Origin of the sequence: Candidatus Clostridium eludens, assembly GCF_045310515.1 — a bacterium.
GTDB classification, from domain to species: Bacteria; Bacillota; Clostridia; order Clostridiales; family Clostridiaceae; genus Clostridium_B; species Clostridium_B eludens.
Genome location: NZ_JBJHZX010000033.1, coordinates 24,054 through 49,284, shown reverse-complemented (window position 1 = coordinate 49,284; position 25,231 = coordinate 24,054). Strand labels below are relative to the sequence as shown.

At 32.0% G+C, this 25,231-nt stretch carries 22 protein-coding genes; 3 read left to right on the top strand and 19 right to left on the bottom strand.

The genetic code is table 11. From position 1 onward, the window contains the following. Window positions 1-68: 68 nt before the first annotated feature. From ACJDU8_RS18820 to ACJDU8_RS18805, 4 genes are all read right to left on the bottom strand, one after another. Window positions 69-431 carry a hypothetical protein gene (locus ACJDU8_RS18820; protein ID WP_406793708.1) on the bottom strand — a complete coding sequence of 121 codons (363 nt, stop codon included), beginning with the start codon at window positions 429-431 and terminating at the stop codon, window positions 69-71. 5 nt (window positions 432-436) lie between these two features. After that, window positions 437-1,132 (bottom strand): response regulator transcription factor, encoded by a 696-nt coding sequence (locus tag ACJDU8_RS18815; RefSeq protein WP_406793707.1) that lies wholly within the window; start codon window positions 1,130-1,132, stop codon window positions 437-439. A 222-nt stretch (window positions 1,133-1,354) separates the two neighbouring features. Next, the gene (locus ACJDU8_RS18810) at window positions 1,355-3,895 is read right to left on the bottom strand and encodes an ABC transporter permease (RefSeq protein WP_406793706.1); all 2,541 of its coding nucleotides are present in this window, start codon (window positions 3,893-3,895) and stop codon (window positions 1,355-1,357) included. Between the two features lie 22 nt (window positions 3,896-3,917). Then, window positions 3,918-4,592 carry an ABC transporter ATP-binding protein gene (locus tag ACJDU8_RS18805; RefSeq protein ID WP_406793705.1) on the bottom strand — a complete coding sequence of 225 codons (675 nt, stop codon included), beginning with the start codon at window positions 4,590-4,592 and terminating at the stop codon, window positions 3,918-3,920. A gap of 346 nt (window positions 4,593-4,938) precedes the next feature. Between ACJDU8_RS18805 and ACJDU8_RS18800 the strand changes: the two genes are divergently transcribed. Beyond that, window positions 4,939-7,620: a penicillin-binding transpeptidase domain-containing protein gene (locus tag ACJDU8_RS18800; RefSeq protein ID WP_406793704.1), complete on the top strand. Its 2,682-nt coding sequence runs from the start codon at window positions 4,939-4,941 to the stop codon at window positions 7,618-7,620. 66 nt (window positions 7,621-7,686) lie between these two features. Here ACJDU8_RS18800 and ACJDU8_RS18795 read toward each other — a convergent pair whose 3' ends face one another. From ACJDU8_RS18795 to ACJDU8_RS18785, 3 genes are all read right to left on the bottom strand, one after another. Beyond that, complete coding sequence (locus ACJDU8_RS18795; protein WP_406793703.1) at window positions 7,687-8,385, bottom strand: RsiV family protein; 699 nt, start codon at window positions 8,383-8,385, stop codon at window positions 7,687-7,689. 63 nt (window positions 8,386-8,448) lie between these two features. Beyond that, complete coding sequence (locus ACJDU8_RS18790) at window positions 8,449-9,921, bottom strand: MFS transporter (RefSeq protein WP_406793702.1); 1,473 nt, start codon at window positions 9,919-9,921, stop codon at window positions 8,449-8,451. A 197-nt stretch (window positions 9,922-10,118) separates the two neighbouring features. Next, window positions 10,119-10,571: a MarR family winged helix-turn-helix transcriptional regulator gene (locus tag ACJDU8_RS18785; protein WP_406793701.1), complete on the bottom strand. Its 453-nt coding sequence runs from the start codon at window positions 10,569-10,571 to the stop codon at window positions 10,119-10,121. A 158-nt stretch (window positions 10,572-10,729) separates the two neighbouring features. On the opposite strand from ACJDU8_RS18785, the gene ACJDU8_RS18780 reads away from it, so the two are divergent. Beyond that, on the top strand, window positions 10,730-11,815 hold the full coding sequence (locus ACJDU8_RS18780; protein ID WP_406793700.1) for a UvrB/UvrC motif-containing protein: 1,086 nt from the start codon (window positions 10,730-10,732) through the stop codon (window positions 11,813-11,815). A gap of 132 nt (window positions 11,816-11,947) precedes the next feature. Beyond that, window positions 11,948-12,880 carry a metal ABC transporter solute-binding protein, Zn/Mn family gene (locus tag ACJDU8_RS18775; RefSeq protein WP_406793699.1) on the top strand — a complete coding sequence of 311 codons (933 nt, stop codon included), beginning with the start codon at window positions 11,948-11,950 and terminating at the stop codon, window positions 12,878-12,880. Window positions 12,881-12,930: 50 nt separating this feature from the next. Here ACJDU8_RS18775 and eutC read toward each other — a convergent pair whose 3' ends face one another. The 12 genes from eutC to ACJDU8_RS18715 all read right to left on the bottom strand — a co-directional run bounded on the left by eutC (window position 12,931) and on the right by ACJDU8_RS18715 (window position 25,226). Beyond that, window positions 12,931-13,659 carry an ethanolamine ammonia-lyase subunit EutC gene (eutC, locus tag ACJDU8_RS18770; RefSeq protein ID WP_406793698.1) on the bottom strand — a complete coding sequence of 243 codons (729 nt, stop codon included), beginning with the start codon at window positions 13,657-13,659 and terminating at the stop codon, window positions 12,931-12,933. Window positions 13,660-13,671: 12 nt separating this feature from the next. Next, window positions 13,672-15,042, bottom strand: a complete 1,371-nt coding sequence (locus ACJDU8_RS18765) for an ethanolamine ammonia-lyase subunit EutB (RefSeq protein WP_406793697.1) — start codon at window positions 15,040-15,042, stop codon at window positions 13,672-13,674. 24 nt (window positions 15,043-15,066) lie between these two features. Then, window positions 15,067-16,401 carry an ethanolamine permease gene (eat, locus tag ACJDU8_RS18760; protein WP_406793696.1) on the bottom strand — a complete coding sequence of 445 codons (1,335 nt, stop codon included), beginning with the start codon at window positions 16,399-16,401 and terminating at the stop codon, window positions 15,067-15,069. A gap of 41 nt (window positions 16,402-16,442) precedes the next feature. After that, a complete protein-coding gene (locus tag ACJDU8_RS18755; RefSeq protein ID WP_406793695.1) occupies window positions 16,443-17,840 on the bottom strand; it encodes an ethanolamine ammonia-lyase reactivating factor EutA in 1,398 nt (465 codons plus the stop codon). A gap of 277 nt (window positions 17,841-18,117) precedes the next feature. Beyond that, on the bottom strand, window positions 18,118-19,536 hold the full coding sequence (locus ACJDU8_RS18750) for a histidine kinase N-terminal domain-containing protein (RefSeq protein WP_406793694.1): 1,419 nt from the start codon (window positions 19,534-19,536) through the stop codon (window positions 18,118-18,120). A 6-nt stretch (window positions 19,537-19,542) separates the two neighbouring features. After that, on the bottom strand, window positions 19,543-20,118 hold the full coding sequence (locus tag ACJDU8_RS18745; RefSeq protein ID WP_406793693.1) for an ANTAR domain-containing response regulator: 576 nt from the start codon (window positions 20,116-20,118) through the stop codon (window positions 19,543-19,545). A 174-nt stretch (window positions 20,119-20,292) separates the two neighbouring features. After that, window positions 20,293-20,418: a hypothetical protein gene (locus ACJDU8_RS18740; protein WP_406793692.1), complete on the bottom strand. Its 126-nt coding sequence runs from the start codon at window positions 20,416-20,418 to the stop codon at window positions 20,293-20,295. Between the two features lies 1 nt (window position 20,419). Then, window positions 20,420-21,421 carry a PEP-utilizing enzyme gene (locus tag ACJDU8_RS18735; RefSeq protein ID WP_406793691.1) on the bottom strand — a complete coding sequence of 334 codons (1,002 nt, stop codon included), beginning with the start codon at window positions 21,419-21,421 and terminating at the stop codon, window positions 20,420-20,422. Beyond that, window positions 21,390-22,790 carry a PEP/pyruvate-binding domain-containing protein gene (locus ACJDU8_RS18730; protein WP_406793690.1) on the bottom strand — a complete coding sequence of 467 codons (1,401 nt, stop codon included), beginning with the start codon at window positions 22,788-22,790 and terminating at the stop codon, window positions 21,390-21,392. The genes ACJDU8_RS18735 and ACJDU8_RS18730 overlap by 32 nt, the downstream gene beginning before the upstream one ends. Before the next feature lie 44 nt (window positions 22,791-22,834). Next, window positions 22,835-23,443 carry a TetR/AcrR family transcriptional regulator gene (locus tag ACJDU8_RS18725; protein ID WP_406793689.1) on the bottom strand — a complete coding sequence of 203 codons (609 nt, stop codon included), beginning with the start codon at window positions 23,441-23,443 and terminating at the stop codon, window positions 22,835-22,837. Window positions 23,444-23,550: 107 nt separating this feature from the next. Then, window positions 23,551-23,889 carry an arsenate reductase family protein gene (locus ACJDU8_RS18720; RefSeq protein WP_406793688.1) on the bottom strand — a complete coding sequence of 113 codons (339 nt, stop codon included), beginning with the start codon at window positions 23,887-23,889 and terminating at the stop codon, window positions 23,551-23,553. Between the two features lie 14 nt (window positions 23,890-23,903). Beyond that, entirely contained in the window at window positions 23,904-25,226 is a 1,323-nt protein-coding gene (locus ACJDU8_RS18715; protein WP_406793687.1) for an ABC transporter permease, read from the bottom strand. Window positions 25,227-25,231: the final 5 nt, after the last annotated feature.

Below are 25,231 nucleotides of genomic sequence, written 5' to 3'. Positions count from 1 at the left end.
TATTATAAAAAAATAAGTGCAAATGTTAAATCACTAATGATGTGTTTAACAATTACACTTTTATGGTACTAAAAACAACCCATAAAAAAAATTATATATTTATTTAAATTACTATAGTCCTCTTTCAATTCAGGCAACAAATCTATGTTCAAATTATCCTTATAATCATAACTACTAAGTATTCCTCTTCCAAATTCAACATCTTTCTGGCTGCTGCCTTTTGTTATTATAGGTACTACTTCATCTTTTAGTTCAGGATGAATCCTTACTATTTTTCCTAATAAAGCAGCATTGCTATTTATATAATCTTTTTTTACCCTTTCATAACCCCTATTGAGAATAAAAAAGTTTATTACCATAAACAGTATGGCCAAAATCAATATAATACATGAACTCCTCTTAAGTTCTGGATTTTCATAATACGAAGTCATATTATTCACTCCCTTTCAACTTTTATATCCCATTCATACCCGAAACCTCTTTTAGTTTTTATATACTCAGGATTTGAGGAATCCTCTTCTATCTTTTCTCTTATTCTTTTTATATACACTGAAAGAGTATTGGTGTCAAAGTAATCTCCGCTTCCTTCAGTAAGCTCATCCAATATCTGTTCTCTATTCATAACTTTTCTGGCATTAGTCATAAAAAGTAAAAGCAATTTATATTCCTGCATGGAAAGTGCTATATCACGTCCTTTTTTATAAACTTCCAATGTTTCTGTATTTAAAACTATATCCTTGCATTTCAATATTTTGGAATTATAATTTTTAATTTCTGTTCTCCTTAAAATAGCTTTAATTCTAGATACAAACTCTTTTACCCTAAATGGTTTTGTTATATAATCATCCGCTCCTATATCCAGTCCCAAAACCACATTTACTTCTTCATCACAGGCAGTCAGAAATATAATGGGGATCTGACTTTTTTTACGTACATATTTACACACATCATATCCATTTCCATCTGGAAGCATTATGTCTAATATTAAAATATCAAAAATTTCACTATTAAAAACCTCTACTGCTTCCTTGACATATGAACATTTCACAACATCATATTCTTCGTCTAAAAGTGTAAATTCAATGCCAAGAGCCAGAGCTTTATCATCCTCCAGAAGCAATATTTTACTCAAATTAGTCTTCACCTCCACTAAAAATTATGTTTTAAAATATGTGTTGACAGATTTGATTTTACATTCAAAACTATCAACACATTTTCACTTACAGGCGCTATTTATTTGATTTTTTATCTTTTATAACCATAATAGCTATGGCCGCACAAACAATTCCGCCAACAAGTAAAAAATCAGAAATCATATACTATCTTCTCCATGATTAATTTATATATATTATAACTAATCTTCTTCTCTTATGACATCTATTATATTTTCTTTTTTAATTCTGGATAAAGGTCTGATTACGGATATGATTCCAATAAATATTGCAGCTGCTGCACTGGTAAATATGAGATTCCATGGAATGGCCCATTTAAAATCCATAATTTTTCTCATGGAAGAAGACAATCCATAAGATAGTAAGCTTCCAACAATTCCTCCGTAAAAAGCACCATACACTCCATATAAAATTCCTTCTGTTAAAATCATAAGCCTTATATTTTTATAAGTCATGCCAAGTGCACTTAAAGATGCTATTTCTTTTCTTCTCAAAATCAAATTTGTAGTTATAGTATTTATTATATTAACTGCCCCTATTAAAGATATTACAGCTATAAACCCATACATAAGAACTAAAAGCTGAAGAGAGCTTGCCCTGCTTGACTGATTCATTTTAACTATATCCATTAATTTTACCCCATTACTATCACATAAGGGTTGCAGAAATTCATTAAATTTATCCTCATCTTTCTCATTCTTTAATCTTATATCCGCTATTTTAATTGGGAGCTTATCTATATCTTTTCCTGTTATATTCTTCATAACATCTTTTGTCATTATTATATGGAAAGCCCTATTATCACCATTATAAAAATAATAAGGTGCATTTTCCACTACAGCCGCCACTTTAATTTTAACCATATTGTAATTTGTTAAATTGGAGTCATTACTCTCTTCTATATAATCTTCATCAGCCATACCCTTATAGATCATATTTTTATTTATATAAAAACTATCCCCAACTTTTAAATTGTTAATGGCACCATTATAATATTTTTTATTTAAAGTTATTACATTGTTTTTAACTATAATAACTCCATTTTCTTGTTTCATATAATCAGTATCTATTTTACCATTTTTCACATAGCTTTTAATGCTTGATATTTTATCCCCATCATATATATCAATAATTGTATCCATAGAATTCATAACCTGATTTCGAAAACTTACTTTTTTATACATCTCAGGTGCATTTTTAACTATATAGCTGTTTCTTTTGTCATTATGAATGAAGATATTTGATGAATAGGTTCCATAAGATACATATACTTTATTGACAAAATTATTTTTCTTTATTTTATCTATAATATCAGTTTTAAGAGAGCTATCACCACTTTTATCAATTATACCAATAACCTGAAAATGTATTTTGTCACTTTCTGATTGATTTCCTGTAAAATTTTGTGTCATAATAACAAAGGAGGAAAAGAATATAAATAATGCTATACTTATTACCATGGAAAAAACAGTAACCCGGAACTTTTTCCTATTCCTCTTTATATTTTTAAATGCCATAATACTTTCCACATTTAAGAACTTCTTGAGTACTCTTCCCCTGTTTCTATTTATCTTTTCCTTTGATATATAAGCCCTACTGCTTATAGCAGCTAAAGGTGTCACTTTCCCTGCAGAGCTTGCAGGAATAAATGCAGATATATATACAGCTGCTAATCCCACTAGAGCACTTATAATAAGTACATAGTATGGAATTACTATTTTTAAATTTCCAAATAATGTATTTGACATTATACTAAATACTTTACTTACCACAAACATTGCAAATATTCCCCCCAGAAGTCCAAGTGGAATTCCTACTGCACTTATTATAGAAGCTTCTCTTAAAACTATTTTTCTTATCTGCGGGGGTGTGGCTCCCACAGCCCTTAAAAGTCCAAACTGCTTCATTCTCTCCATTACACTTATTTGGAATGAATTATATATGACTGCTATAGTAGCCATTATAATTATAATTATTACTATTGCTGCCGTAGAATAAAGGCTTTTATTCAAATCATTACTGCCTTCACCTGAATAATCTAACAGATGTTTATTACTTATGTATTTTCCCTTAAATTTGTTACTTAGCTCGTCTACAGTATTACGTATCCCTCCACTTTTATATATAGTAATATATATTGTTGATTTTTCTATATTAAATTCATTTGAATAGGTCATGCCTAAAGCAACGCTGCTGTACTGAGTTTGAATTTGATTAGAAATAACTCCTGTAATCTTAAAATTTTTTATCTGTCCATAAACTGTTTTTAATTTTATAGTATCACCTATTTTAGGAGAACTGTCCATGTATTTAAATATCCAATTTTCAAGTGCTATTTCTCCCTCTTTCTGTGGAAGCCTTCCTTTAATAGCTTTATAATAGTCTGGTAAAAGTTCCAGAGAATTTTTATCAAACTTATCAATTTCTATCTTCTTGCCGCCATTTACATCACATTCCAGCCAGTTTTCCTGAATACCTATGCTGTGAATTTTAGTATTGTTTTTTAACTCATTATAATCTTTATTACTTATATTTGAAATTTTAACATGGAACCCGCCTTCCGATTTTATGGTACTTTCAATAAATGAATTTTGTAGACTCTTTATAAAAAGTCCTACGGAAGTTATTAGAGCCACGGATAGTATTATCCCCAAAATAGTAAGCATTGTTCTCTTTTTATTGTGTTTTAAATATTTATCTGTTATTTCTTTATAGCTTTTCATATATTTATCCCCCTGTTTACATTTACTCATCCCACCTTATTTCCCCGTCACCTATGGTAATTATCCTTTCAGCCTCACCAGCCACATTCATATCATGAGTTATGATAATTAAAGTTTGATTATACTTTTTAGATGACAGTTTTAAAAGTTCTATAACTTCTTTACCATTTTTGCTGTCCAAATTTCCAGTAGGTTCATCTGCCAGGATCAGGGCCGGTTTATTTATGAGAGCTCTGCCAATGGATACTCTCTGCTGCTGACCTCCCGAAAGTTCAGAAGGAAGGTGCTTTATTCTATCTTTTAATCCCAGCATATCTATTACTTCATTCAAATAATTTTTATCTACTTTTTCTTTATCTAAAAGTGAAGGAAGGGATATATTTTCTTCTACATCCAACACCGGTATGAGATTGAAGAATTGAAATACAAATCCTATATTTCGCCTTCTGAATATAGCTAATCTTTGTTCGTTTAACTTATATATATCCTCATTATCAACATACACTTTTCCAGATGTAGGCCTGTCAAGTCCTCCCATCATGTGGAGAAGCGTACTTTTTCCAGAACCAGAAGCCCCCATTATTGCTATAAATTCTCCTCTATTTACACTAAAAGATACATTTTTTAATGCCTCTACCTTATTCTCTCCTTCACCATAAATTTTTGATAAATTTTCAACTTTCAATATCTCACCCATATTTTTACCCCTTTACTTATAATTTGTGGTAGGTAATCATACTTATTACCTTTTTTAGTTCATTATATTTTTTCCACTGCATTATAACAATGACTGTACACTTACAACTTAAATATAAATCTTACATTTTTGTAAGCAAAAAATCTTTTTCAATATTATGGATCAATCCATTGTATGCTGCATATATATTTTGTAATATTTTCAACTTTACTGTTATATTTTATTAAAATGCACAAGTTTATCACATATAATGGTATAATTTTCATATGAGTTACTTTACATTGATTCAAATATTACGTAAATCATATTAATAATGGATATAATTTATAATCGGAGATGATATTTTATGAAAAAAAAGAAATATTCTAATATTACAAGGTATACTGCTATTACAGTAATTATGCTAATCCTTTTTTCAGCTATGGTTATAAAACTTTTTTTTCTTCAGGTAGTAAATAGTAAAGAATATAAGGAGCAGTCAAACAATAGATCTATAAAAGAAGTTCCTACCTTGGCTCCTAGAGGAGATATTTTAGACAGTAAGGGAAATAAATTAGCTACAAGTACCCTAAATTATGTATTAGTATATAACCAGACAGATGAAAGTAACAAGACATTTTTTTCTACTATGGATAAAGTATTTAAACTACTGGATGAAAATGGAGAAATCCAACAGGATGATTTTGAACTTAAAATAAATCCTTTTAGATTTGAATTTATGAGCGATGACGAAAACACCCGAAAAGCCCTTGAAATCAGATTCAAAAGAGATAGCCATTTAAATGACCCAATAGAGAAAGAAATTAAGAAAAAAAATAAAGACATTTCCGAAGCTTCTTTAAAAAGTCAAGTTAATAAAAAACTTTTAGAGATGTCTGCAGAAACTACTTTTAAAACACTTCTCAAGAAATATAAAATTCCTAGTGGATATTCACTGGAAGAGCAGAGAAAGTTTATGATTATTAAAAATACTTTAAACATGCAAAGTTTTTCAGGGTATAAGCCAGTGACAATTGCCAACATAGCTAACAGGAATACTGCCTTTAAATTTTTGCAAATTTTAAATCAACTTCCCGGAATAAATGTAGATACCCAACCTGAAAGATATTATCCTAATGGAGAACTAGGCTCTGCTTTCCTGGGTTACATATCAAAAATAGCTTCTAATTATGAAAAATATGAAGACGATGGCTATGATATAAATACTGATTATGTGGGCCAGGCAGGTATTGAAGCAGCATTTGAAGATAGATTAAGAGGCACAAAGGGAGGAAAAGTAGCAAGACTGGATAAAAACGGCAGAATACTTGAAGAATTAGGGAACAGGGATTCATATCCGGGACAAACTCTTCAGCTCACAATAGACAAAGATGTTCAGGCAGCAGCAGAAAAATCTCTGGATGAGAGAATGACAGAACTGAGGCAGAATCCTTACGGACAATCAGGATCTGATACCACAAATGCAACTAGAGGTGCAGCAGTTGTAATTGATGTACATACAGGAGGTATAATAGCTTTAGCCAGCAGACCTGGATACAATCCCAATGATTTTGCACAACCGGGCAAGCTTTCATCGGATTTGTACAATCAATATTTTAATCCTGATTTAGAGGAATGGGGAAGAGCGTATGTTAGGAAAAGAAACATTACCGGCAACTTTCCAGGAAGAACTGAAGATGACGTATTAAACATACTTTTTCCCATTGATAAAAGTATACAAAATAATACTACCATAAGACAGGATGCTTATGACATATGCGCAAAACCATTTTATAATTATGCAACCCAGTCTCTAATACCACCAGGATCTACTTTTAAACCTATGACTGCCATTGCAGGACTGGAAAGTGGAGTTATAACACCAGGATATACTTTTGATGATGAAGCAATGTTTGACCAAGGAGGTAGAATAGCAAAATTTGATTCCGATGGTCCAAATGGAATAGTAAACCTAACAAGCGCCATAGAAAAATCTAGTAACCCTTATTTTATGAATGTGGGAAAAATGCTTAGAAATGCTTTTGGAGATAACATGCTTGCTAAATATGCATGGAAGTTTGGATTAGGAATACCTTCAAATAGTGATGTAAAACCGGCTACAGGTATAGAGATTCCAGAAAACTTCGGTCAGGTATATAATACTGTATATAATGAAACTACTTTTGCCAATACTTATCTTTGGAAGTCTATGTCGGTACTTAAACGTGGAATAGATGACAATGGGCATAGTGTTGTTAAAATAGACTTATATGATAATTTTAATGATTCTAGCAAAGTTAAAACACTGAAAAAACATATTAAGGATTTAATACAAAATTCTATAAAAGGTGGAAGTAAAGCTTTTGATAAAGCAAAATATAAAGAGCTATTTTCTGAATTGACACAAGAAGATCCTAATAATAAAAAAAATATTAGTGATAAAGAAATGAACGGTTTAATTGATACTATATATTCCATAACTGTTTCAGATGCCAATGCCCAATTAGATATACCTGCAAATATAGAAAATGCTTCTATAGGACAAGGATTAAATCAGTTTACCCCACTTCAAGTAGCAAATTATGTTGCTACCATCGCCAATGGAGGAACCAGGTACAAAGTTCATCTGGTAGATAAATTTTTAGATTCTGACGGAAATGTTATTGAACAGGTTAAACCGGAAGTTCTTGAGAATACAGGAGTTAAAGCTGAAAATATAGAAGCAGTTAAAGCAGGAATGGAGGCAGTTAATGAAAAAGGTACTGCAGCACAAGCTTTTGCAAATTTCCCTATAAAAACTGCAGGAAAAACAGGTACTGCAAGTTTAGGTAACCAGGATCAAATTGGAAGAACGGACTATGCAGAATATGTAGGATATGCACCACTAGATAATCCTCAAATAGCTGTATGTGTTGTTGTATTTGATGGAGGCAAGGGAGCAGGTTCTGCAAATATAGCCAGAGATATTTATTCTGCATACTTCAGCAATGAATTAAATGGAAGTACTCCTCAACAGACTGGCTCAAATACCCATGGCAATACCCATTAAATTTGTAAAAATATTATTTTAATGTACATGAATTTACACGGCCCTAAATTCATGTACATTGTACTTTCACCGCATTAATTTGGCTATTGGTCCAGCAGGATTTATAATATTAGCTATTTTGTTATATGGAATTTGTATTTTGAATAACCCGTAATAATAAGGTGTATACTCATAAATTTGATAATAAACCACCAAACTATCAGGCGTCAAATAAAATTTCTGATTCTCAGTAATTCCATTATACTCATTAATTAAATCGATATTATTTTCTTTAATATACTGCTTTATTATAGGATCTAAAAATCCTTTATAATATACCTTGCTATTGAAAAGATCACTAAAACTATAAATTTCACCAGTTGCTACATTGGCCGTCATGGAAGAATACAAAGTAAAACCGTGAGCTGCCCTATTTACATAAATATACATGCTAAACAATATGCTTAAAATCCCATTCTTATTTAACATTATTTCATAATTTCCAAGCACTTCACTAAAGTCTACAACTCCAATTTGGAGCACCTGCTTTTTAAAAAGTTCACTTACCTGATTTACAATTTCATTATTAACCTTATCCACACCACTTCCTTTATACGTTAAAGGATCTATAAATGGATACTGTATACTAAAATTAGCAGGGGCAAGCTTTTGTTCTTGCAATTTCACAGGCTCTCTGAATTCTTCTTTATAAGTACTATTACGATAATAAGGACATTTAACTACAAAGGGATATTTATACTTATGAGGATACCTAAAGTAAATCATTCCAGATTCCTTTCATATACACACTTTCATCCTTTATTATATTCTTCTACTTTAAATAATATGTCACATAGCATTATCTTCCAGGGTCTTTGATTTTTTAGTTTTAAGTTTAATTTTATCTTTTTTGTTACCATAAAACCTTAACGCTGTAATTGCAACTCCTACTAAACATAGAATTCCAGCAGACATATATACCCATCTCATTCCATAGATAAATATATCATCCCTGCCCTTAACATAGTCTATTACTCTATAACCAATTTTGTAACTCATTCTGTTATACAACAGCAAAGTAGCAACAGAAGTACCTAAGACTAATCCCAGATTTCTGATAAGCGCATTTACACTTCCAGCTATACCAAGCTTGTTCTTTCCCACAGTGGACATAACCAGTGAATTATTAGGGGATTGAAACATTCCATTTCCTATAGTCATAACCACTATATATACTACTAAAATAATCAGGGAAGACTTTTCATTTAAACTAGATATTAAAAACAGTCCCGCACTTGTAAGCAAAAGACCAATTAATGTGAGTATTTCCGAACCAATTTTATCTGACACATATCCGCTAATAGGTGCTACTATGGATAAAACCACAGGAGATACCATCATAAATAATCCCGTTGCAGCAGGTGAAAGTTTTAATACATCCTGAAAATAAAAGGGTAATATTATATTAGAGGCACTAATTGCAATAAATGAAATAAATCCACATATTATACTTATTGAGAATAAACTATTTTTAAAAATTTCCAACTGGAGTAATGGTACTTTTATCTTATTTTCTACAATAATAAATGCTATAAAAGATATAACTGAAATAATGAAAGCAGAAATCATGATTGGATTGTTATATCCGCTGCTCTGTCCTTGAACCAATGCTCCAAATAATAGTACAATAGATACTGTAAATAATAAAGCTCCTTTTCCATCAAGCTTTTCTTTAACTACATCATGAGACTTTGGAAATACTTTAATTGACATTATAAATACAATTATTCCTATTGGTACATTAATTAAAAATATGTATTCCCAGCTCACTGCGGAAACAATTATACCGCCCAGCGGAGGACCAGTCATAGAGCCTAGTGCAACAAAAGTTCCCACTAGTCCAAGTGCTCTTCCCCTTTCATGTGCTGGGAAAACCTGAGTTATAATTCCCTGACTATTAGCCATTGTAGCGGCTGCTCCTATAGCCTGTATAACTCTTGCTGCTACAAGTACTGGTAATGAACTTGTCATTCCACATAAAAACGAACCTAATGTAAAAATAACAATTCCAAATCTAAATATTCTTGTCTTTCCTTTTATATCTCCAAGCCTTCCAAATATTAAAATGGTAGCTGCAACAGTTATAAAAAAACTGGTAACAACCCATTCAATACCTGCCATACTGACATTAAGTTTATCAGACATATTAGGCAGGGCTACATTTACAATACTTCCATCTAATGTTGCCATAAAAGTAGCTGAAATAACAGTGAATAAAATTATCCACCTCTTCGCATATACTTCATTTCCAGTCTTATTCAACTCTTTTTCACCCTTTCACAGTATTTAAGCATCTTCAAATAAAGTGATTCTTAGGTTCAGGTGGAGTTTGCTTATGATAAATACTTTTCTCCATCTGAACCTTAGAAGAACTTATCCAGGCGCGTAGCAGTGCTTATCCCCCCACTTTGAAGAAGATGGGGGTGTTAGCAATGGTAGCGTTCGGATAAATATACCGATTATTTATCTTCAGATACCTTATCTCTATATTTTTTTCCATTTTGTAAAACTTTTTCTAAAAATTCTATAGACTTTTTAATTTCTTTTTCATTATTTCCTTCTATTAAAATGTCAATCCAATTATGGATAGTTTGTATAATCTCAGGAATTATACTCTTTGCTTTATCCGTTATATAAAGCCTGTATGCCCTTATATCTTCTTTATTTTCTTCTTTTCTTACATAGCCAAGTGCTATTAATTTTTTAATGGTCCTTGCAGACATAGCTTTATCTACATTAAGCTCTCTGCTTATCTCACTTTGGTTTATACCCTCCTTTTTATTTAATACAAGTAAATATGGATATGTACCTGTAGTAAGATTATATCTTTTAAGCTCTTTATCAATATAAGCTTGAGTACATCTATATATACTGGTAGTTAATTTTATTAAAGTTGGTGCTTTATCATTCAATATTACTTTGCCCCTTTCATTAAACAAAATAACATAATATAGTTGATTAGTCAACCATATTATAAACTATAGAATTGCCTTGTGTATACTGCAACTTTAATCTATACTATAAATAAAATATACCATGAAATCATGTGTGTTTAGGAGAAGATTATATTATGGACTTAAAAGAAAAAATTAAAAAACTTCCTTCTTCTCCTGGCGTATATCTCATGAAGGATTCCCTTAATAGTGTTATATATGTAGGAAAATCAAAGAATCTAAAAAGCAGAGTTGCATCATATTTTCAAAATTCAAAATCACATACTCCAAAAGTTCTAAAGTTAGTTAAAAACCTAAGAGATTTTGACTATATACTTACAGATACAGAATTCGAAGCATTTATGCTGGAATGTAAATTAATAAAGCAAATGAAGCCTATATATAACAGACAAATGAAAAATCCAAAATCTTATTGCTATATAAGAATTAATGAGAAACATCCTGATATTCAGATTTCCAGTGAATATATAAAAAGTGATGGAAATCTTTATTTTGGACCATATACAAGTAAAAACACAGTAGAACGAGGTATTCAGGGTATAAAGGAATGTTGTAAAATATTTTGCAGTAATAATTTCCAAAAGCCTTCCTGCTGTTTAAATTATTCTTTAGGCTTATGTTTAGGTATGTGCTTAGGTAGTACTGAAAAAAAACAGTACTCCGCTATTTTTCATAAAATAATAAATCTGCTTAACGGCATCGATAAAAGTATCATTAAAGAAATGGAATACAACATGAATAAAGCATCAGAAAAATTTAACTTTGAAAGTGCCGCTAAATATAGAGATTATATAAGTGCAGTAAATTATCTGCTAAATAAAGCCCAAGTCTCTAAGTTCACAAAAAAGAATAAGAATATTGCTTTGCTTGAACATTTAGAATGTAATAGTGTGAAATTTTTTCTCATTAAAGGAAATGAAATTATTTTTAGTAAAAAATATCATCTAAAAAACTTTGGTTTTGAAAAATTAAAATCTTCCTTAAAAAGTAATATTTTATTTCACTTTGATAATAAAATCCCAAAAAAGTCCATAGAACTCCATAAGGAAAAAATGGACGAATATCAAATAATTTACTCCTATTTAAAAAGTAAATCCGTCAACCGTACATATGTTGTGATTTCTGCCAAATGGCTTAATACTCCAAATGATACAGATATAGATAATGCCATTAATAAATTATTATTTCCTATATACCATTAGATTTTTCATTAAGTCATTATCCTAGTATTTATTAACAATACAATTTTTGTATTTATTGACAATACAATTTTTATTAAGTATTATATATACATGCAAACTATTTGCAATAACATATTTTCGGAGGAAATAAAAGTGTTTAAAAAATACAATCTATTTAAAATATTACTAGGAGCCTTTCTCATCAGTTCCACCATACTTATGTTCACTGGTTGTAATGATGCTAAAACAAAAACTACTAGTTCAAAATCCTCATCTAAAATAAAAGTGGTAGTGTCATTTAATGCCATGGCTGAACTTGCTTCAGCTATTGGAAAGGATAAAATTGATATTACAGAAATAGTTCCTCAGGGTACAGAACCTCATGATTTTGAACCAACTATAGAAAGCATGAAGAACTTAAGTACTGCCAGGGTGTTTATATACAACGGACTGGGCATGGAATCCTGGACGGATAAAATTTTAAAATCCATTGACAATAAAAATCTAATTGTAGTAAATGCCTCTAATGGTTCATCTCCAATTAAAAATACTAATAGTGGTGACATAAAAGAACATGGAGAGTATGATCCCCACCTTTGGATTAGTTTAAAAGGTGCTGAAATCCAGTGCAAAAATATTAAAGATGCCTTAATTAAGGCAGATCCCTCAAATAAAAAATTCTATGAAGAAAATTATAATGAATTTTCAAAACAACTTAACTCTCTTCATAATGAATATGTAGAAAAATTTAACACAGTAAAAAATAAAAATTTTGTAACAGGTCACGCTGCCTTTGCATATCTTTGCAGGGACTACGGACTAAAGCAAAATAGCGTAGAAGATGTATTTGCAGAGGGCGAACCTTCCGCAAAGAAACTAAAAGAATTGGTAGACTACTGCAGACAAAATAAAATAACTACCATATTTATGGAAGATACAGTAAGTGCCAAAGTATCTACTACCCTAGCCAATGAAATAGGTGCTAAGGTGGAAAAAATATATACAATTGAAAGTAAAGAGGATAACAAAAATTATATTGAAAGCATGGAAAATAATCTAAAAATAATTTATAATAGCCTAAAATAAAAAAGGTCTGCCCACAACCAAACTATTCAGTTAGTTGTGCAGCAGATCTTTTAAGTTAATTTCATGTCACTTGATATCCTAAGCTCAATACCACTTTTCTTTTCCTGCATCATCAAATCTACCAAATATACAATTTGTGCCCCTGCTTCTACTGGAGGAGTACCACTTCTATGTATATTTGAAATCACAGTTCTTTGAGATTCAGGCTTTTTAGTACTTGATTCATAAGCCATATAGCTGCTCATACTTTCACCTGTTGCAAGTCCCGGTCTTTCGCCTATAAGGATAATGGTAACTTTCGCATTTAATGCCTCGCTTATTTTATCCATGGTAGCTACCCTGGCATATTTTACAAATATGGGAATTCCTATTTTATATCCTTTTGCTTTAAGTCCGTCAATTATTATACCGTATATATCTTCTAAATTGACTGTAATAGCCGGAGAACTTAATCCATCTCCAGCTATTATTTGAACATCTGGATTTTTTATACAGTTATCCTTTATATACTCTATAGTTTCTTTGGAGAATTTTCTTCCAAGGTCAGGTCTTTGTATATACTGTTCCTTATCTTTTACCATAGTTTGAACCTTTAAAAAATTAAGCTTATCTATAATGCTTTCATCTACATGTGACCAAACTGCATCCATTGCCACTGCATGATCTGCTCTCAATTTTAGAAGAGTTTCAGTTTTATACCTGGTTCCTGACCTGCCCACACAAATTCTTGCATTTGTTGATTTTTTCATACGCTTATATATTTCATAATTGCTATCCACAATCTCACCTCACTAGACCATTGATTTTTTTAAAAACAATGACGCATCTCCAGCTATATCTGTAAGCTTTCCATTTTGTAAAATACCTAGCTGTTCCAGTCTTCTTTCAAATTCTTTAATGGGAGTTTTACCTGTAATTTCTCTAAGAGTTGCAATATCATGATAGCTTGTGGATTGGTACATAAGCATTACATCATCAGCACAGGGAATTCCCATAAAGTAAGCACAATTAGCATTTGTCAAAAGCATTGCTAGATTATCCATGTCATTTTGTTCTGCCTTCATATGGTTTGTGTAGCATACATCAACTCCCATAGGCAATCCCGTAAGTTTACCCATAAAGTGATCTTCAAGTCCCGCCCTTATAACCTGGCTTCCATCATACAAATATTCAGGACCTATAAATCCTACCACTGTATTTACTAAAAATGGATTGTACCTTTTTGCAAAACCATAGCACCTGGCTTCCATGGTAAGTTGATCTGCACCATTATTTCCATCCGAGGAAAGTTCTGAACCCTGTCCCGTTTCAAAATACATATAATTTGCTCCCTTTGAATATTTGTTTTCTCCCATAAGGAAGTAGGCCTCATCCATAAGGTCAGTATTTATGCCAAAACTCCTGTTAGATATTTCTGAGCCCGCTATGCTTTGAAACATCAAGTCCATAGGTGCTCCCCTCTTTAAAACTTCCATCTGGGTGGTTACATGGGAAAGTACACAATTTTGAGTTGGAATATGCCATTCAGAAGTAAACTCCTTAAATTTACACAAAATTCTGTATACACTATCTATGCTGTCATTTACAGGATTCAATCCAATTACGGCATCACCTATACCATAACTTAGTCCTTCCATAACCGATGCCATTATTCCCTCTATATCATCCGTTGGATGGTTTGGCTGAAGTCTTGAGGAAAGAGTTCCTCTTTCCCCAATTTTAGTATTACAGCATGCGATATTACAAATTTTCTGCGCAGCATATATAAGATCCATATTGTTCATAAGTTTTGTCACTGCGGAAATCATTTCAGCAGTCAATCCATCTCTTATTAATTTTATATCCCTTTCTTTGGCACTTAATATAAACTCTCTAAGTTCTCCCACTGTCATATGCTTTATTTTATTATAGGCAAACTTATCTATGGAATCTTGTATAATTCTTGTTACTTCATCTTTTTCATAGGGAACAACGGGATTATTTCTAAGATCTTCTAAAGTTATATCTGCCAATACAATTTTTGCCGCAATTCTCTCTGCAGTACTGCAGGCTGCAATTCCTGCAAGGGCATCTCCAGATTTTTTTTCATTGGCCTTAGCCAGTAAATCTTTTATATCCTTAAATTTGTATACTTTATTAAATAAAATAGTCTTTAAATTCATAGAAATCACCTGTCTTAAACATATTTAAATTGCCCTATCCTGTTCTGTAATTTTTTGTGATGCCTCCTTTTCTGATGATACTTCAGTAAATCTTGAATATACAAAATAATATATGATGGCAAGTATATAAGCACCTATTACAAAAGATACAGTTGATATATTTGAATAACCAACAGTCACAAGTAAAATTACATCAAGTACAAGGGATATTATAGGAAGTGTAATTGAAACTTTATATGGTCTTTCTAAATCAGGTTCTTTTTTTCTTAAAATTAACAGTGCTGCCATACTTACTGCATGAAGCGCAATAGCTCCAAAACTTGAAATTACTATAATTACTGAAGTACTATTTAAAAGTACAAATAGCATTCCTATAAGACTTGGTATAATTGTTGCCGCTACAGGTGAGGCTTTCGAATTCACTTTTGATAAAAATTTAGGTAGATATCTTGACCTGGACATTGCAAATATCTGCCTTGAATATCCAATTATTATTCCATGAAGACTAGCTATAAGCCCAAAAAGTCCTATAAAACTCATCAATTTAGAAAATGCATTCCCTTTTCCATATATTACATCAAGTGCATCAGGAAGAGGTGAATCAGTTGAGCCAAGTGCCTTAGCATCCATTACTCCTGCAGTACATACAAAAGTAACAAGTGCCAGCACTACAAGAGTAAGTATGGCAAGTATAAAGCCCTTAGGTACATCTTTCTTTGGATTTTTACATTCTTCTGCAGACATTGCCCCGCCTTCTGCAGCTAAATAGAACCATATGGCAAATGGTATAGCATTAAATACGCCTCCAACCCCTCCACGGAAAGCGCCCTGTCCCACTATCCTTGTAATATCAATATGAGTAAAACTAGCACCTACAAATATTACAAGTCCTACAATGGCAACAATAGTAATTATAGTTTCAATTATAGCTGCAGTTTTAACTCCCCCACAATTTATAATTACAAAAATTCCATAGAATACAAGAGCAGCCGCAGTTATTGGTATAGCCGGTATTATAAAATGAACATAGGCACCAATAGATATGGCTATAGCTGGCGTAGCAAATAAAAATTCAACTACAGAAGAAAAGCCTGCCAAAAAACCTCCAAATCTTCCCATAGCTCTAGTTGCATATTCTGCTGATCCTCCTGCATCAGGTATGGCAGTGGAAAGTTCTGCATAACTGAACATAAAAGCAGTATAAAAAATAGTTACAATTACTATTGCTATTATAAACCCCACCGGTCCTGCAAATGCCAATGCATTATTCCATCCAAAATACATACCTGATATAACCATACCAACTATAATAGCCCAAAGTTGAAATGGTGATAATGTCTTCTTTAATTCACTTTGCATTAAAAACCCTCCCAAAACTATTTATAATTTCCATCAATGAATTAATTGTTAAATATTAAAGTTTTCACAGCAACAGGTATAATTCCCCCAACAGCTTTTCCAATATCTATATAATCTCCATTATCAGTGGAAATTCCGTCTATACATATTACTTTTCTAGAAAAATTACACCCAGCTTTTATTGTCTGTCCAAGTGCCTTTGCAAAATCATTTTCTACCACAACTATAATTGGGTAATACTTTATAATTTTAAAACATTTTATTATTCCTCCGGATATTAGCTGTATTTGCCTATAAGAAGGACTTAATGGTCCCTTAAAAGAAATGGCCACCATAGAATCACCATACATCTTGATTTTTTCTGATACATATTCATACATCACATCTTGGTCTTCTAACAAATCATCCTTTATCTTTATAATAGGTATATTTTTTATTGGCAGTATGTCTTCATCAAAAATTATGGTACTTCCGCTTATTCTTATAGAATGACTTCCTGCCCCTATTACTGTGGCCCTTATTTTTTCCTCTGGCTCCAAAAATTTATATTTGCCTTCTTTTAAAATGCCTCTTATATACACTCCTAGAAGTGGTCCTATATCTTGGTACTTTAAAGTATCCTTCAGTGTATTTACCTCATAATCACTATATACAAATTCCGCAACCCCTCCTGAAAACATAAATAGTGGTGCCGTCAATTCTTTATTTTTATGCTGGATAAAAAGCTCCATTTCTTCTGAAGATAAATTTATGTTACTTCCAATTTTGAAAATAATATCTGCAAATTTACTTACAAGCGTATTTAAATCACAAAATTTAGGCTTGCTGCCAATATTGATATTTAAATTTAAGCTTTCTAGCAGCCTTTCTATCTTTTCAGATATGTAAATTACATTACCGCTATCATCAAATCCTATTAACTTTCCTCCTATATGTAGGGCAAAGGAATCCACTATTTTTCCTTCACTAAACACACATGCATTAGTTGTACCACCTCCTATATCGAAATTTACAACTTTTCCGGAAATATTTTTAGAAACCTTATAAGCTCCAGCCCCATATGCTGCAAGTATTGATTCCAAATCAGCCCCGGCAGTTGCCACTACAAAATCCCCTGCAAAGTCTGAAAGAATATTTAAAACCTGCTGTGCATTTTCTTTCCTTGCAGTTTCTCCGGTTATTATTATTGCCCCAGTAGAAATGTGTTCTTTTTTCACATTGGCTCTATTATATTCCTGCTGTATTATGGATTTTAGTTTTTCTAAATTTATGCTTTTTCTGGATACCAGTGGGGTAAAGTATATTTTACCTTTATAAATTATTCTTTTATCTACAATTTTAACTTTTGGTACAAAAAAAGAACCTGCTGTATTTTGTATTGTGATTTCACTAAATATAACTTGTGTAGTGGTGGTACCAATGTCAATTCCTACACTCAATATTTTGTCATTTACTATTTTGGTACACCTCCCTTTAAAGGTCACTAAATGAAAAAAGAGCCTAAAATACCTAAAATATTTTAAGCTCCGTTGCTCTCTAACTATTTATAAATTTTTAAACAAAAATTATAAATTTTGAATGAAATGCTCCATTGCATTTCATTTATAATTTATACACAGTTTATCATATTAATTTATCAATGTAAAGAGTGTTTTTATAAAAAATTAATAAAACAACCCACAATAATTTAATTTATTTTCAATGCACTTTATTATACTAATTCTTAAAGCAAAAAACTGCTTTTGTCCCGCTTTTACTTGACTCGATATTTATATCTCCATTTAATTTGTCCTTTACTATACTTTTTACGATGTCTAGTCCCAAACTTTCATTTTTAACTAGATTTATATCAAACCCTTTTCCACTGTCAATAACTGATATATTGGAATACATAATACCTTTTTTTATAATTATCCCTATGAACCCCTCCTCTTTATCTACAAAAGCGTGTTGAAGGGAATTTTGAAGTAATTCATTTAACACTATAGCTATAGATGTAGCCTTGTCCGAGTCCACATAAAAACTATCTCCAATAAATTTTATATCTATTTGTTTATTGCATTGAATAAAGTTTCTAATGGCATTATCTTTAATTTTGGATAGTATATTTTTTATATCCACATCATCAATTCCATTTTGTGCCAGCACCTCATGGGTTGCAGCTATACTAAGTATTCTACCTATGCTCTCTTTAAAGGCCTTTTTAGCTTCTTCGTTATTTATCCTCCTTGATTGCAGCCTTAAAATACTTGCTATAGTTTGAAGATTATTCTTAACTCTATGATGTATTTCTCTTATTGCCACAGCTTTTAAAATAAGCTGCTTTTCTTTTTCTTTTATATCTGTTATGTCCTTAATTAGCATAACAACACCACATAATATACTATTATTTTTTTTAAGAACAGCATACTTTATCTGCAGTGAAAAAGTTCCTATTGAAACTTCAGATAATATAGAATTATTCTCCTTTAATATTTTGGAAAAGCTAGTTTTACTTAAAACAAGGTTATCAAATTTCATTCCCACAATCTTATCTTTATAACCAAGTTTTATGTAAATATCCTCTGCAATATGGTTAGCATAAATAGAAATTCCACACTGGTTAAATATAATAATAGCATCATTAATCAGATTAAAATCTACAGTATCAGATAGTTCTGGACTCTTTAAATTCATAAGTGTCTGACTTAACTGCTCTGTGGTTTCAGACAATATTTCCATATTTCTATTTTTACTTAAATCCTCAGTTATGTCTTTTTCCATTATAAGCACACCTATTACTTTATCCTCACTATTTTTAATAGGTACTGTATTTTGTTTTACTACCTTATTTTCTTGGGTAATTGCCTTTAAATCTGAAGTTCCCATGCCTATCTGAAGCGTTCTAAGTGCAGCTGGTTCATTTTCCATTAAAGCAAGTTCACCCACTACTGTTCCCCTATATAAAGATATGGAATTTGAAGGCTTAGCTTCCGAAACTACAATGGCAGTTCCTGATTCTCTGGTTAGGCAGTCAATAAAAATATCCGCTTTAACTAGATTGGATACACTTTGAAGATACTTTTCCATATTTTCTAAAATTTTTATATCTTCCTGGGATAAGTTTGTGTATGTCCTGCACAATTTTCTAAGCATGTTAATCTACCTTTCATATCCTCTTATTAAACTTCTTGAAGTCTGTAAAATAGAGCACTGCCTATCCATGCTGAGCTTTCTTATTCTCTTATAGGCATCTTCTTCTTTTATAGAATACCTGTCCATTAACATCTCTTTAGCTCTATATATTACCTTCATATCTTCAATTTTTTGCTTGACGCAAGCTGCCTCATTTTTAATGTTTTTTATTTCCTTACTTTTTGATATGGCAATTTCAATTTGTGGAATTAAATTTCTTTCATCTATAGGTTTTACAACATACCCTATAGCCCCCACTTCTTTTACCTTATCCATAAATTCTTTTCCGCTATAAGCTGTAAGCATAACTATAGCATCTGCCAAATTTTCCTTTGCTATAATTTTAGCAGCCTGTATGCCGTCCAGGTTTGGCATCTTTATATCCATAATGACTAGATTTGGCCTATTTATCCTGCACAATTCAACAGCTTCAAGTCCATCAGAGGCTTTTCCAACCACATTATATCCACAACATGTAAGTATTTCAAAAATATCCATTCTAGTAATGGGTTCATCTTCCGCAAGCACTATCTTGTCTTGCATATACTCCGCCTCCCCTGCAATGAAATTATGAATTAATCAACATATTAATTATCATTTTATCATAAAATACTTATAAATTACTATGATTTAATAAAATTTCGCAAAAAAATAAAAATAGACGCAGTTAGATCTGTGTAAATCAATTCCAACTGCGTCTATTACAATCTTTTTATATTAAAACAACTCTTCTACAGCTACAGTAAATCCACTAAAAATACTAGATCTTATACTACCATTATTTTTAACAACATCAAGTTGATCATATAATCCAGCATCATTAAGACTATATATTTGCACCATATTAATTATCTGATACACAATCATTTCCACTGACAATCTGCACAATTCCATGTCCACCATCAACTATGACTCTATCTCCCGTATTAAGTCTTGCAGTGGCATTACCACATCCAACTACCGCTGGAATACCAAGTTCTCTGGCAACTATGGCAGCATGAGATAATGGTGCACCAATATCTGTAATTATAGCTGCGGCCCGGGGAAAAAGAGGCGTCCAACCTACATTAGTAGTAGCTGCTACTAAAATCTCACCTGTCTTAAGATTTTCTCCATCTTCAGGATTTATAATAACTCTCACAATTCCTTCTACTTTCCCTGCTGCTCCTGCAAATCCCTTTAGTGTGTCAGAATCAGATTCAGCTGCAGCTGCATTAGAGTCATAATAGTCACTTCTTCTATTTGGGTTTTGCAACCAATTAAAGGCATTGAAAGCCCCACGGATAATGGATGGCAGGGGAGGCAATTTTTTATACTTATTATAATTATCTTTTCTTGCAGCAATATGTCCTACCGCAGAATCATCTCCTAAAAGCAGCCTTAAAACTTCATCAATGTATAAAAAAAATATATTATCTTCTATGCCTGTAAGTTCTCCTGCCTTAAGGGCAAAAGCACGATTCACTCTAAATGCCCTGGTCCACTCTGAACGCACTGATTCCCTGAGACGTGCTGCTTTATTTGCCTTTATTATTTTTTTCTCAATGCTTCGTACTTTCCTAGGAAAGCGCTTTTTCAATTCCTTTAAAGCATTTTCATATTCTGTCTTCTGCCTATCTAGCAAACTTTCTACATTTGTATTTGATTTTTTAAATTCTTCTATTTGGTTATTAAGCCAGGTTTCATCCTCCAGAGAATCTGGTATGGATAGTTCAAATTCATGGGGTCCCCTATGGCCGTACTGCATTTTGTATTCATCCCTGTTCATTTCTCCCCTTATAATCTTTGATATTCCTACAATGGGACCAAGACTTTCAAGAGATGAATTGCCCCTGAAATTTGACATTAGTATCCTCAATTTCCACCAGGTTTACAAGTTCATTTTTCAGTTTATTGGCAAGTACCATTTTACGGCCGCCTGCAAGCGCAATCCATAAAGCTTTAAAATTATAAGGCAAAAGTTCTTTTTTCCATAAGTTATAAAGCTCTTCTCTGCTTTTTATTTGGCCAATCCTTTTTCTCATATTTATACACCATGTAGGTGAATCTTTTAAATGGTCTGGTATTTTACTGGAACTTTCAATAATTTTCTTTAAACGATGCCCCACTGTGGGAATCATTTGTTTCATTAAACCTAACTTGGAAAATGGATAAATAGGTATTTCTGCCCCCTCTGGCATTTGTCCAAACACTTCACTCATTATTCCCATAAGAGATTTTATACTCTTACCAAAAGCAGGATATATGGACAATGCATAACTTATATTTGTGTATGCTCTTCCATATACATTACCAGAAAACAGATAATATCCGGGGATTGGAGTTTGTTCTTCATCTAAATCTCTTATAATAGACCAACTCAGCGGGGTAAATACATCAGACATTGCCTCTCCCACATTGTTATTGGTCCAAATATAATCTCCATTAAGAGAATCATTCCATTCATAGGTATCTGGATTACCTGTCCTCAAAGTTGTAATAGGCCTGGCCTGAAGTATATATAATTTTCCATCCTCTACAGCCCACTCAATATCCTGGGGAGCATTGTATTTTATATGAAGGCTGGATGAATACTTATATAATTTTGAGGCATATTTTTTTAAGTCTGCAGGTCCCTCATACTTTCCTTTAGGCCTCTTAAGTGTAAAGGTATGTGCATTTGACTCTCCTGATACAAGTTTTTCTCCTAATCCATATACAAAATTCCCCACCATATTTACATGACTTCCCGTAATTGGATCAGCAGTAAACAGTACTCCGGAAATCTCAGACTGTACCATAAGCTGCACCACCACGGCAATCTGATGAGATCTGTCTATACCCTGAGCAGAACTGTAGGCCCTTACCCTTTCTGTTTGTGTGGATTTAAAAACTATATCTATAGCATTTTTAATCTCTTCATATGTTTTGGCATTAAGGACTGTTTCAAACTCTCCTGCAAAAGAAGCCTTTGCAGAATCTTCACTTAAAGCAGAGGATCTGACTGCAAAAGAAGCCTTTTCCCTTTTATCTTTAATTAAATTTACGTGGTACTGTATTTTATTCCAGGCTTCACTTTTAAGCTCTCCTTCTTGAAAAGCTGCAGGTAAAATTACAAATCCCTCCGGTACAGGATAGCCATCCCGAAACATCCTAGAAAGTATATATCCCTTACCTCCTGCAAATTTTTCAAGTTCGGGAGTAAGCTCTTCAAAACTTTTAACCATATCCAGCATATCAAACACCTTCTTCCTTTATGGATTAACTATTTTAAAAAATATTATTTATAAAAACAATTTTCAAGCATCTTTTTATATATATCCATTTCAGCAATGGCTTTTTCATAATCAATTTGCTTTGAAGGTGATAACCTGGCCTCCTCCAGCACTCTGGCATTAAATCCCTGAAAAGTCCATATAACTATATTTATTGCTTTTTTTACATCTACATTTTCTCTAAATTTAGAAACATCCATATTTTCAAATACTTTATGAGAAGCACTGTCCATGGCTTCTTTGTTTCTAACCTCCAAGTCATTTTTCACATCACTTGATTCTTCCACATTTGCAACTTCTATAAACTTAAGTATTTCTGGATATTTATTTAATAATTCTAACTTAATCAGCTGAATTTGTCTCAATTTAACAAAAAAATCCTTTTCATCTAAATTGATTTTTTTATAAAATTCCTCCATACTAAGTTCTATACAGTAATCATATAAAAATAAAAATAACTGCTTTTTGTTTTTAAAATAGTGAAATAACAGTCCTTTTGATATATCAGCATCTTGAACAATCTGGTTTGTAGATGCATTTTTATAGCCCTTTTGTGCAAATTCCTTTAATGCCGCATTTAAAATACGCTGCTGTTTTTCCTCACTTAAGCTCAAAAATTTTGAAAAAATAATATCACCTTCTTCTAAATGAATTAAAATAAATTGACCACGCTAGTCGATAATAAGATTATATCATCATTGACTAGCGTGGTCAATATCTGTTATTCCCAATTTTTCCATACTTCAGAATCATATCCAACAGTAGCCTGCTTGCCGTTGCGAACTATAGGAGTTTCATATAATCTAGGATTATTTAAGAGCATTTCTTCTCTTACACTGCTGCTTCTTATCTTGTCCATATTTAGTGTCTTGTATTCTTTCGTCTTCACATTGATTAAGTTATTTAAACCTACAGAAGCTTTAACACTTTCAAGTTCCCCCTTGCTAAGTCCTTTTTGGTTTAAATCTATAAATTGATACTTTATTTTTCTCTCTTTAAAATACCTTTCTGCCTTCTTAGTATCAAAGCATTTTTTAGTACCAAATATTTGAATATTCATAGTTTTTCCCCCTATTATTCATTTCTCAGTGAATCCACAGGATTTAGTTTAGAAGCTCTCCTAGCTGGAACCATACCTGCAGCTACAGATACCAGTATAGTAAATAGCAAGGTAAATACAAAAACTGAAATATTTACATCTATTATTTTCATACCGGACTGTATGCCTCCTATATTATACATTACCACAATTTTATTTATAACAATACCTAATACAAGAGCTGTTATACCTCCAAAAAGACCCCCTATAAATCCCAGGCTTCCAGCTTGAACTGTAAACATTCTGCTTATATTCTTTCTTGATGCGCCCTGTGCCTTCATTATACCTATGGATTTGGTCTTTTCATATACTGCCATGGTCATGGTATTTATTACTCCTATGGATGCCACCAGAAGCACTACTATACCTGCGGCAGTTAAAAGTACCTTTATTATAGTCATCATGGTTTTTAAAGTTTTAGTACTTTCAATTTGTGAATTTGTAACATATCCCATTTTCTTAATACTGCTGTCCACACCTTCTACACCCTCTGTGGTATTTACCTCCACACTTATGTTGTTATATCCCTTTTCCTCCATGTAATTTTGTTCCTCGGTATAATATTGTTGAATTTTTGCCGCTATTTTACTGGAAGCTGTTATTACATTTTTTCCATTATCATAATTTTTATTTACCACCCCTGAAACTTTTGCATTTATTATAAGGGGATCTTTTAGGGGAAGTCCTGGAATAGAAGGTAGATAAACTCTCATTTCTATATTCTTTCCGATAATACTTTTATAGTCCTTTATACCTGCTTTATTTACAAGGCTTTGACCCAAGAGTACAGAATCCTCATCTCCCTGTTTTATAATCTTCCCTGCAATAATGGGATTATATCCATATTTTTTGGTCTTCTTTTTATCTGTCTTTATTTCATTTTGCTGTGAGTTCAAAAATATGGGGAGTTCCAGATTGCTTCCTTTAACATTCACCTTAGAAATTTCCTTTCCATTTATAAAAGCCTCTTGTATCTGGGTGTCAATAGAAGCACTGACTTCCTCTACATTCTTTATACTCTTAAATTTATCAAGCACCGTATTGTCTATCTTTTTAAATTCACTTTTATTTTCCTGTGAATTTTTACTGCTGTTTTGTTCAGGTTTTACTTCAATTATTCTCATGGTATCCATCTGTTTTATTTGATCCATGGCTATTTTTTGAATTCCCTGTCCAAAACCTGCCATTAAAACCACCAACATTGCCCCTATAGCTATGCCAAAGGATGTAAGTACAGTACGAATTTTTCTCCTGCCAAGATCTGAAAATGCCATTTTTAAACAATCTGAAAATTTCATGTAAA